Annotated in this window: 9 protein-coding genes and 2 pseudogenes; 4 read left to right on the top strand and 7 right to left on the bottom strand. The window is 71.2% G+C overall.

Annotated elements, in window-relative coordinates:
• Positions 1-352: pseudogene (locus AB1285_RS25355) on the top strand (Dps family protein); the annotation flags it as partial.
• Between the two features lie 45 nt (positions 353-397).
• On the opposite strand, the gene AB1285_RS25350 reads toward AB1285_RS25355, so the two are convergent.
• Complete coding sequence (locus AB1285_RS25350; protein WP_292795365.1) at positions 398-943, bottom strand: DUF6328 family protein; 546 nt, start codon at positions 941-943, stop codon at positions 398-400.
• 81 nt (positions 944-1,024) lie between these two features.
• On the opposite strand from AB1285_RS25350, the gene AB1285_RS25345 reads away from it, so the two are divergent.
• The gene (locus AB1285_RS25345) at positions 1,025-1,228 is read left to right on the top strand and encodes a hypothetical protein (RefSeq protein ID WP_187663620.1); all 204 of its coding nucleotides are present in this window, start codon (positions 1,025-1,027) and stop codon (positions 1,226-1,228) included.
• Between the two features lie 4 nt (positions 1,229-1,232).
• Here the strand turns inward: AB1285_RS25345 and AB1285_RS25340 are convergent, their stop codons facing one another.
• Positions 1,233-1,817 carry a 1-acyl-sn-glycerol-3-phosphate acyltransferase gene (locus AB1285_RS25340; protein WP_370428692.1) on the bottom strand — a complete coding sequence of 195 codons (585 nt, stop codon included), beginning with the start codon at positions 1,815-1,817 and terminating at the stop codon, positions 1,233-1,235.
• 23 nt (positions 1,818-1,840) lie between these two features.
• Positions 1,841-2,434 carry a carboxymuconolactone decarboxylase family protein gene (locus AB1285_RS25335; RefSeq protein WP_370428693.1) on the bottom strand — a complete coding sequence of 198 codons (594 nt, stop codon included), beginning with the start codon at positions 2,432-2,434 and terminating at the stop codon, positions 1,841-1,843.
• Positions 2,435-2,559: 125 nt separating this feature from the next.
• Here AB1285_RS25335 and AB1285_RS25330 point away from each other — a divergent pair, with 125 nt between their 5' ends.
• Entirely contained in the window at positions 2,560-2,706 is a 147-nt protein-coding gene (locus AB1285_RS25330) for a hypothetical protein (RefSeq protein WP_187663623.1), read from the top strand.
• Between the two features lie 30 nt (positions 2,707-2,736).
• On the opposite strand, the gene AB1285_RS25325 is transcribed toward AB1285_RS25330, so the two are convergent.
• Positions 2,737-4,212, bottom strand: coding sequence for an MDR family MFS transporter (locus AB1285_RS25325; protein ID WP_268777767.1), 1,476 nt, complete (start codon positions 4,210-4,212; stop codon positions 2,737-2,739).
• 166 nt (positions 4,213-4,378) lie between these two features.
• Here AB1285_RS25325 and AB1285_RS25320 point away from each other — a divergent pair, with 166 nt between their 5' ends.
• Positions 4,379-6,454, top strand: coding sequence for an ABC transporter ATP-binding protein (locus AB1285_RS25320; RefSeq protein WP_268777821.1), 2,076 nt, complete (start codon positions 4,379-4,381; stop codon positions 6,452-6,454).
• Positions 6,455-6,466: 12 nt separating this feature from the next.
• Here AB1285_RS25320 and AB1285_RS25315 read toward each other — a convergent pair whose 3' ends face one another.
• The 3 genes and pseudogenes from AB1285_RS25315 to AB1285_RS25305 form a co-directional block, all read right to left on the bottom strand.
• Positions 6,467-7,240 (bottom strand): SDR family NAD(P)-dependent oxidoreductase, encoded by a 774-nt coding sequence (locus AB1285_RS25315; RefSeq protein WP_136050923.1) that lies wholly within the window; start codon positions 7,238-7,240, stop codon positions 6,467-6,469.
• 22 nt (positions 7,241-7,262) lie between these two features.
• On the bottom strand, positions 7,263-8,210 hold the full coding sequence (locus AB1285_RS25310; RefSeq protein ID WP_370428694.1) for a glycosyltransferase family 2 protein: 948 nt from the start codon (positions 8,208-8,210) through the stop codon (positions 7,263-7,265).
• A gap of 23 nt (positions 8,211-8,233) precedes the next feature.
• Positions 8,234-8,815 (bottom strand): annotated as a pseudogene (locus AB1285_RS25305) (cysteine desulfurase family protein); the annotation flags it as partial.

Raw genomic sequence — 8,815 nt, 5'->3', positions numbered from 1 at the left:
CGTCGGACGGAACTTCCGCGACACCCACCGTCAGCTCGACGAAATCATCGAGGACGCCCGGACGTTCAGCGACACCATCGCGGAGCGCATGCGCGCCCTGCACGCCGTGCCTGACGGGCGCAGCGCCACGATCGCGAAGACGACGACGCTCCCCGAGTTCCCGACCGGTGAGGTGTCGACGACGGAGACCATCGACCTCGTCACCGCGCGCCTCGAAGCCGCAGTCGGGACGATGCGCGATGTGCATGACGCCGTCGACGAGGAAGACCCCACGTCCGCGGATCTGCTGCACGCCGTCATCGAGCGCCTGGAGCAGTTCGCGTGGATGGTGAGCGCGGAGAACCGCAGCCCGCCGGCCGCTGATCAGCCCGCTGTCCGACCGCCGCCCCCGTCGCGCTCATGCCGACGAGGGCGGCGGTCCTTCGTCTGCTCCGACCCGCGCGCGGGCTCGCCGCAGCAGGCCGGGCAGCGCCATCCACAGCCCGACCACGAGCAGGAGCGAGGCGATCAGCGCGACGATCCCGGCGGTGCGGCTGACCGTGAAGTCCACGATGAGCGTCGTGACCCCGATCGTGAGGGCGCCGATCACGAAGAGGTCGATCTTCACCAGGCGCGCCGCCGTCCGGACGAGCTCAGGCTTCAGCCGGCTGCCGAACAGGGCACGATGGATGCCGACGGGGGCGAGGGCGAGGATGGTGGCGACCGCCGCGAGTGCCACGAGCACGACATACAGGTCGCGCTGGAATTCGTCCATATCGGTGAAGCGCGGCTGGAACGCCACCGCGAGGAGGAAGCCGGTGAGGATCTGCGTGCCGGTCTGCATCACCCGCAGTTCCTGCAGCAGCTCCTCCCAGTTGCGGTCCGCGCGCTCGTTCGGGGTCTCGTCGCGGCCGTCATCGCGGTCGTCGCGCTCGTCGGCGCCGCCACGGGATTCTGCTGTCATGGCGATAGTCTCGTGGGCACGATCCGGCGCTGTCCAGAACCTTGCGCTGCCGGATGGACAGGCCTCAGGAAAGGACCCGAGATGACCCTTCCCCCGATCGACGAATGGTGGCCCGAGCTGTCCGACGATGCGCGTCGCGCGGTCATCGACAGCGGGTCGCGGCATCTCGACGAGGACGTCCGGGAGGAGATCCGGGAGATCACCGGAGCGGTGGTGGGGATGATCGAGTCGCTGTCCGACGACGACCTCGCGTACGCCCGGGACCACGCACCCGACGAGGACTGAGACGTCAGCCCTCCGGCTGCTCGGCGGTCTCCTCGCGCAGCCGCGGCTCCGTGCGACGTTCGGGGCGCACGCCGTGCTTGTCGGCGTAGAACGCGCGGATCCGGTCCATGTCGGCGGCCACGTCGCCCGTGAGGTCGATCGTCGGCCCGAGGCCCGTCGTCATCGTGTGGCGGTCGACGAAGCCGAGAGTGACCGGCATGCCGGTGGCTCGCGCGATCCGGTAGAAGCCGCTCTTCCAGTACTCGTTGCCGCCCCGTGTGCCGTCGGGGGTGACGACGAGGCCGAACACCGTCCCGGCATGCACCTGGTCCACGACCTCGCCGACGACGCGCGCCGGATCCGCCCGGTCGACGGCGATGCCCCCGAGCCCGCGCATGATCGGCCCCCGCCAGCCGCGGAACAGGCTCTTCTTGCCCAGCCAGTGCACGTCGATGCCGAGGCGCCACGCGATCGCGAGCATGAGCACGAAATCCCAGTTCGAGGTGTGCGGGGCGCCGATCAGGACGGTCGGTCGCGTCGGCGCGGCGTCGGCGACGAGGGTCCACCGGCTGACGGCCCAGTACACGCGGGCGAGGAATCGTCGGAGCATCCGTCCAGATTAGGCGGAACGGCCTATCGATCGCCTGGCGGCGGGGCCCCGGTGGTCCGCGTGAGAGCCGCGGTGAGCGCCGGGTCCAGCCCCGGGACGTCCTCGACGGGCACGGCCAGCGCGAGAAGAGCCCTGCTGAAGTAGTTGCGCGCCGCCGCCGCCAGGGTGATGTCCACGATCTGCCGGTCGCTGAACCCCTGGTCTCGCAGCTCCTGCGCATCGGCGTCGGTCATCGCCCCCGGATCGGTCGACAGCCGCGTGGCGAAGCGGATCACGGCCTGCTCCTGCTCCGTGAAACCGCGGTCGTCTCCCGCGGCGAAGGCGGCGAGTCCTTCCTCGTCGACGACGCCGGCGCGCAGGGAGCGGCGGCCGTGGGCGAGCAGACAGTGCGCGGATCCGATGGCCCGCGCCGCCCCCAGGGTCGCGGCCTCGTAGATCGGCACGCCGATCGACGGGACGACCGCGCGGACGAGGGCTTCGAAGGCGGCGTGGGCGTCGGGGTTCACGGCCATGGCCTTGGTGTGAGCGAACACGATGCCGTCGTCGGCGAGGTCGCTCTCGTACATCGCGGCGACGTGGCCGGTCGCGGTGGCCCGTTCGGGAGGGTGGATGATCATGGCGCCTCCTCGGCTCCGGGGCGCGCGGCGAGGGTGCGCACCCCTCGCCGGGAACGATACGCCGCTCTAGGCCGCAGAGAAGAGCGTGCGGCGCCCGGTGCTCCTGGCAGGCGTACGATCGAGGGATGACCGAATCGAAGCAGGAGAACACCGGGCAGGACGCGCCGCTCGGGCTGCAGCCGCTGCCGGGTGCGATCGAGCTGCTCGAGGGCGATGCCGCCGGCTACTGCAGCAACGGCGTCTGCCACATCCCCGCCCCCAAGGAGCGGTGAGCGGCAGACGCCGTCGGTGTGGCTGCGCGGTCAGTGACCGCCGTGCGCCGCGTCGCCGATGTCGTCGGCGGGCTTGCGCACCAGCGGGCTGAGCGCGACCGCCGCGAGCGAGATGATCGCCGCGATGAGGAAGGCCGTCCGCGCTCCGGGGGCACCGGCCACGGCCCGCGACAGGCCCTCGTCCTCGCCGGCGTGCAGGATCGCCGAGTACGTGACCGTGAGCAGGGCGACGCCGGCCGCCCCGCCGACCTGCTGCAGCGTGTTGAGCACCGCCGAGCCGTGCGAGTACAGCGAGCGGTGCAACGACCCGAGCGACGAGGAGAACAGCGGCGTGAACGACATCGCGAGGCCGACCGACATGGCCGCCTGCACGATGATCAGCAGCCACCACACGGTGTGCTCTCCGACCGTCGAATAGAAGAACAGCGCCGCCGAGACGAGGATCGTCCCGGGGATGAGCAGCGGACGGGTGCCCTTCGCGTCGTAGACACGGCCCATGATCGGACCGAGCAGGCCCATCAGCACCGAACCGGGGAGCAAGATGAGGCCCGACTCCAGCGCGGTCAGTCCGGCCACGTTCTGCAGGTACTGCGGCAGCAGCGTCAGGGTGCCGAACATCGACAACGCCAGGATCGTCATGATGATGACGGCCAGCGAGAAGTTCGCCGAGCGGAACACGCGCAGGTCGAGCAGGGCGTCGTCGACGCGCTGCAGCACGATCTGACGCCAGACGAACAGGGCGAGCGAGACGGCGCCGACGACCAGAGCGATGACGCCGGTCGTGCCGCCCGATCCGCCCTCGCCGCCGAACTGGCTGAGGCCGAAGACGATGCCGCCGAAGCCGAGCGCCGCGAGCGGGATGGACAGCACGTCGAGCGGAGCCTTGCGGGTCTCGCCGAGGTTGGTCATCCACTTCGCGCCCATGGCGAGCGAGATCAGGGCGATGGGCAGCACGATGGCGAACAGCGCGCGCCAGTTGAACGCGTCGAGCACGGCCCCCGCGAGCGTCGGGCCGATCGCGGGCGCGAGCGAGATGACGAGACCGACGCGGCCCATCATGCGACCGCGGGACTGCGCGGGCACGACGTTCATGATCGTCGTCATCAGCAGCGGCATCATGATCCCCGTGCCGGCGGCCTGGATCACGCGGCCCACGAGCAGCACCGAGAAGCCGGGTGCGACGAAAGCCACGAGCGTCCCGATCGAGAACGCGGTCATCGCAGCGATGAAGACCTGCCGCGTCGTGAAGCGCTGCAGGATGAAGCCGGTGGTCGGGATGACCACCGCCATCGTGAGCATGAACGCGCTCGTCAGCCACTGGCCGAGCTCGGGCGGGATGCCGAGATCGGTGTTCAGGTGCGGGATCGCGATGCCCATCGTCGTCTCGTTGAGGATGGCGACGAAGGCGGCGACGAGCAGCAGCCAGATGACCCGCATGTCCTTGCGCGGGATCTCCCCGTGCGATGCGGGGGGCGTCGTGATGGAGCCGGTATCGACGGCAGACATGGGCGGCCTCCAGGGCATCGGAAGAAAAAGAGATGTGCGAGAGTTCGCGAGAGTCATTCAGCGTAACGGGTCGGTGGGACATTCATTCCGATCCCTGCGATATCCGCCCTGAGCGGAGACGACGGCCCGCGGTGTCCGCCGTCCTGAGTACGCTGGCGCCATGAGCATGGGCGGGATGGGCGGTGGTCCGCGGGGCGGTTTCCGCGGCGTGGACGAGGACGCCCAGCGTCGGCTCAACGCGGAGGCCCCGAAGATCGACGGGCTCGGCACCCGGGTCGTCGCTCTGTTCAGCGCCTACCGGTGGCGCATCCTCTTCACCGGTGTCCTCGTGGTCCTCGGCGCGGGTATCGCGGTCATCCCGCCGCTCCTCGTGCAGCGCATCTTCGACGACGCCCTGTTCCCCGTCGACGGCGGCGGCCCCCACCTCTCCCTGCTCGGCGTGCTCGTCGGGGCGATGGTCGGCCTCTTCCTCTTCTCGGCGGTCCTCGGCGTCGCGCAGACCTGGCTCACGGCGACGGTCGGCAACAGCGTCACGGGCGATCTCCGGGTGCGGCTGTTCGAGCACCTGCAGGCGATGGAGCTCGGCTTCTTCACCCGGACGAAGACCGGGGTGATCCAGTCCCGGCTGCAGAACGACGTCGGCGGTGTCTCCGGCGTGCTGACGAACACCGTCACCAGCATCCTCGGCAACGCCGTCACGGTGATCGCCTCCCTCGTCGCGATGATCCTCATCGACTGGCGCCTCACCCTCATCGCGGTCGTGCTGATGCCCTTCCTCGTGCTCGTGCAGCGACGCGTGGGGCAGGTGCGGGCGCGCATCGCGGGGGAGACCCAGGAGTCGCTGTCCGAGTTGACCTCCATCACCCAGGAGACCCTGAGCGTCTCGGGCATGCTGCTGTCCAAGGCGTTCAACCGCCAGCGCACCGAGTCCGAGCGCTACCAGCAGGAGAACCGCAACCAGGTGCGCCTGCAGGTGCGCCGGGCCATGAGCGGCCAGGGCTTCTTCGCGGTCGTGCAGGTCATCATGGCGAGCGTGCCGGCCGTCATCTATCTGGTGTCCGGCTACCTCATCGCGGGCGGGACGGGAGCGATCACCGCGGGTACGATCGTGGCCTTCACGACGGTCCAGGCGCGGCTGCTCATGCCGCTCATGGGGCTCATGCGGGTCTCGCTCGATCTGCAGACCTCGTCCGCGCTGTTCGCCCGCATCTTCGAGTACCTCGACCTCGTACCGGAGATCACCGACGCCCCCGACGCGGTCACCGTCGCGCAGGCCCCTGGGCCGCGCGGACGCGTCGAGTTCCAGGACGTCGTGTTCCGCTATCCGGATGCCGCGGCCGACTCGCGCCCCACGCTGCACGGGGTCTCGTTCGTGGCCGAGCCCGGGCAGCACGTCGCCTTCGTCGGCCCGTCCGGCGCCGGCAAGACCACGATCCTCTATCTCGCCCCACGGCTGTACGAGGCCAAGGGCGGCGCGGTGCTGTTCGCAGGGGCGGACGTGCGCACGCTCACGCAGGAGTCGATCATCGACGACGTGGGCATCGTCTCCCAGGAGACCTACCTGTTCCACGCGACGATCCGGGAGAACCTCCGCTATGCAAAGCCCGATGCGACCGACGAGGAACTGGTCGCCGCCTGCACCGCGGCCAACATCCACCACATCATCGCGGGCTTCGAGAAGGGCTACGACACCGTCGTGGGGGAGCGCGGATACCGGCTCTCCGGCGGAGAGAAACAGCGGATCGCGATCGCCCGCGTGCTCCTGAAGGACCCGCCGGTGCTCCTGCTCGACGAGGCGACCTCCGCCCTGGACACCGTGTCCGAGCGCGTGGTGCAGGAAGCCCTCGACGAGGCGGCCAAGGGGCGCACGACCCTGTCGATCGCGCACCGCCTCTCGACGGTCATGGGGGCGGACGTCATCCATGTGCTGGAGGCCGGTCGCATCGTGGAGTCCGGCACCCACGCGGAGCTCCTCGCGCAGGGCGGCCTCTACGCCGAGCTGGCGGCACAGCAGGTGGCCGCGTCGCGTGTGCTGAACGCCGAGATCGAAGCAGAAGCCGAGGAGGAGGCCGCGATCCGTGGCGGTGTCGAGGAGGGCGTCGATGCTCCGCTCGCCGGGCGCCGTGCGGACCGCGAGCCGGAGGACTCCGCGGCGGCCGACGCCGTCGTGGCGCTCACGACCGGCGTACCGCTGCCGACGGCATCCAGCGCCGACGCCCGACCGCGCCCGACCGACGGCTGACGGCTTCGCGGGTCAGTGGACGGAGAGCCCGCCGTCGACGAACAGCGACTGGCCGGTGACATACGCCGAGCCGGGACCCGCGAGGAAGACCGCGGCCGCGGCGAAGTCCTCCGGGAGGCCGTTGCGTCCGACCATCGTCCGGGCCGCGAGGGCCGCGATCGTGGCGGGATCCTCCTGCAGGCGGGCGTTCAGGGGAGTGAGGACGAATCCCGGGACGAGGGTGTTGCTCGTCACACCGGTACCACCCCAGGCCTCGGCCTCCGAGCGCATGAGCGACTCGACCGCGCCCTTGGAGGCGCCGTACACCCCGCTGCCCACGAATGCCCGGTGCGCCTGCTGCGAGCTGATGTGGATGAGCCGCCCGTACCCGCGCGCAGCCATGCCCTGCGCCCAGCGCTGACCGAGAAGGAACGGGGCGAGCGCGTTGACGGTCATCGTCGCGTCCCAGTCCGCCTCGGTGATCTCGGCGTAGGGCGGACGGATGTTGATGCCGGCGGAGTTGACGAGGATGTCCGGCTCGCCGAAGGGGACGGCAGCGGCCTCCGCGACCGCGTGGATGCCGTCGCGGGAGCCCAGATCGCCGACGACGCCCGCGGCCCGGCACCCCTGCGCGTTCAGCTCCTCGACGGTCTCCGCGATGCGCTCCGCGCCGCGGGCGACGATCACCGTGGCCGCGCCGGCCCGGGCGAGCGCCGTCGCGATGCCGCGGCCGATGCCCGAGCTGCCGCCGGTCACGACCGCGGTGCGGCCGTCGAGCGCGAAGAGCGAGGAGAGGTAGTCGGTCATGCGGGGGTCCTTCCGGCGGGGCTCACCACGCGAGGGCGTCGGCGAGGGTGGGGTCGGGGCGGGCGTCGGCGAATTCGGGAAGGGCGCGCAGTTCGGCCAGGAACGCGGACACCTCCGCCGCGTAGGCGGGATCCGGGTGCGTGTCCGCGATCTCCCGGAGCGGAGCGACGTCCATCGCGAGGATGAGGTCGAGTCGAGCGGTCACGGCGGCGTGCGCGCCCGCCGCCTGCAGCACACGGATGCCGCCGCGGAGCGCAGCGAGGTAGTCGCGGAGCACGGGGAGCTGCGCCTTGCCCTGGGTGATCGAGGTGCCGTCCGCTCGGACGCGCCAGCGCACCACGACGTCAGGCAGCACGTCGAAGGCGCGCGCCCGGGTGTACATCGTCTGCGCGACGACCTGGTCCTCGTAGGCGACACCCTCGGGGAACCGCAGGTCGGACCACATCTCGGTGCGGCTCACCTTGGACCATGCGACGATGTTCGACACAGCCTGCGGATGCTCCGCGAGGGTGGTGCCGAGACGGCGAGGAGAGGTCGCCGCGGCCACCCACGGCTGTACGCGGCCGGGCACGTACCCTCGCCCCTGGGGACGCAGCCGCACGTAGGCACCGGCGGCGAAGTCGCTCTCCGTGCGTTCGAGCGTGCCCACGAGCGTCGAGAGGGCGTCCGGCATCAGCTCGTCATCCGCATCGAGGAAGCCCGTGAAGGGCGTGTCGACCCGCGCGAGGCCGACATTGCGCGCGGCGCCGAGCCCGACGGAAGCCTCATGCCGGATCAGGGTGAAGCGGGGATCCGTCGCGGCGGCGTCGGCGAAGATCGCTCCCGTGTCGTCGGTGGAGCCGTCGTCGATGAGGATCGCACGCCACCGCTCGTCCGTCTGCGCACGGAGGGAGTCGAGGGCGGAGGGGGCGAACGCGGCGATGTCGCGTCCGGGCACGATCAGCGTCACGATCGGGGCGGGGGCGGTCACTCCGCCGAGTCTAGGGCCGTCCGTCAGCCGCGGACCGCGTCGACCGCTTCCGCGACGAGTGCGGCGAGGCGCTCCGGAGCGTCCGCAGGGAGGGCCGAGCGCCCGAAGGTAAAGCGCACGGCCGTCTGGGCGACCTCCGGGGCGATGCCGCACGCGAGCAGCACGGGGGAGGGCTCGTCGCTGCCGGCGGCGCAGGCGGAGCCGCTGGACGAGATCACCCCGCGGCGCTCCAGCTCCAGCAGCACCGCCTCGCCGCTCACAGCCGGCGATCGTGAAGCTCGCCGTCGCGGGGAGCCGCTGCGTGGGATGCCCCGTGAGTGCGGCCACGGGCACGCGGCGCTGCACCTCGGCGATGAAACGCGCCGTCGCGGCCTCCACCCGGGTCGCGGTGTCTTCGCGCTCCCGCTCGGCGAGATCCAGTGCCGTCGCCAGGCCCACCGCTCCCGCGACGTCGACGGTGCCGGACCGCCGCCCACGCTCCTGGCCGCCGCCGTGCAGGAGCGGTTCCAGAGGGAGGCGTCCGCGGACGACGAGCGCCCCGGTGCCCTTGGAGCGCCGAGCTTGTGCCCGGCGATCGACACCGCGTCGGCATGCAGCTCGTGCAG

It is taken from the genome of Microbacterium sp. NRRL B-14842 (assembly GCF_050470785.1).
This window is presented reverse-complemented; position numbering and strand designations above follow the sequence as displayed.

Coding starts and splice junctions, on each gene's coding strand:
- AB1285_RS25350 (WP_292795365.1), bottom strand. CDS start 943: ATGACAGCAGAATCCCGTGGCGGCGCCGACGAGCGCGACGACCGCGAT.
- AB1285_RS25345 (WP_187663620.1), top strand. CDS start 1,025: ATGACCCTTCCCCCGATCGACGAATGGTGGCCCGAGCTGTCCGACGAT.
- AB1285_RS25340 (WP_370428692.1), bottom strand. CDS start 1,817: ATGCTCCGACGATTCCTCGCCCGCGTGTACTGGGCCGTCAGCCGGTGG.
- AB1285_RS25335 (WP_370428693.1), bottom strand. CDS start 2,434: ATGATCATCCACCCTCCCGAACGGGCCACCGCGACCGGCCACGTCGCC.
- AB1285_RS25330 (WP_187663623.1), top strand. CDS start 2,560: ATGACCGAATCGAAGCAGGAGAACACCGGGCAGGACGCGCCGCTCGGG.
- AB1285_RS25325 (WP_268777767.1), bottom strand. CDS start 4,212: ATGTCTGCCGTCGATACCGGCTCCATCACGACGCCCCCCGCATCGCAC.
- AB1285_RS25320 (WP_268777821.1), top strand. CDS start 4,379: ATGGGCGGGATGGGCGGTGGTCCGCGGGGCGGTTTCCGCGGCGTGGAC.
- AB1285_RS25315 (WP_136050923.1), bottom strand. CDS start 7,240: ATGACCGACTACCTCTCCTCGCTCTTCGCGCTCGACGGCCGCACCGCG.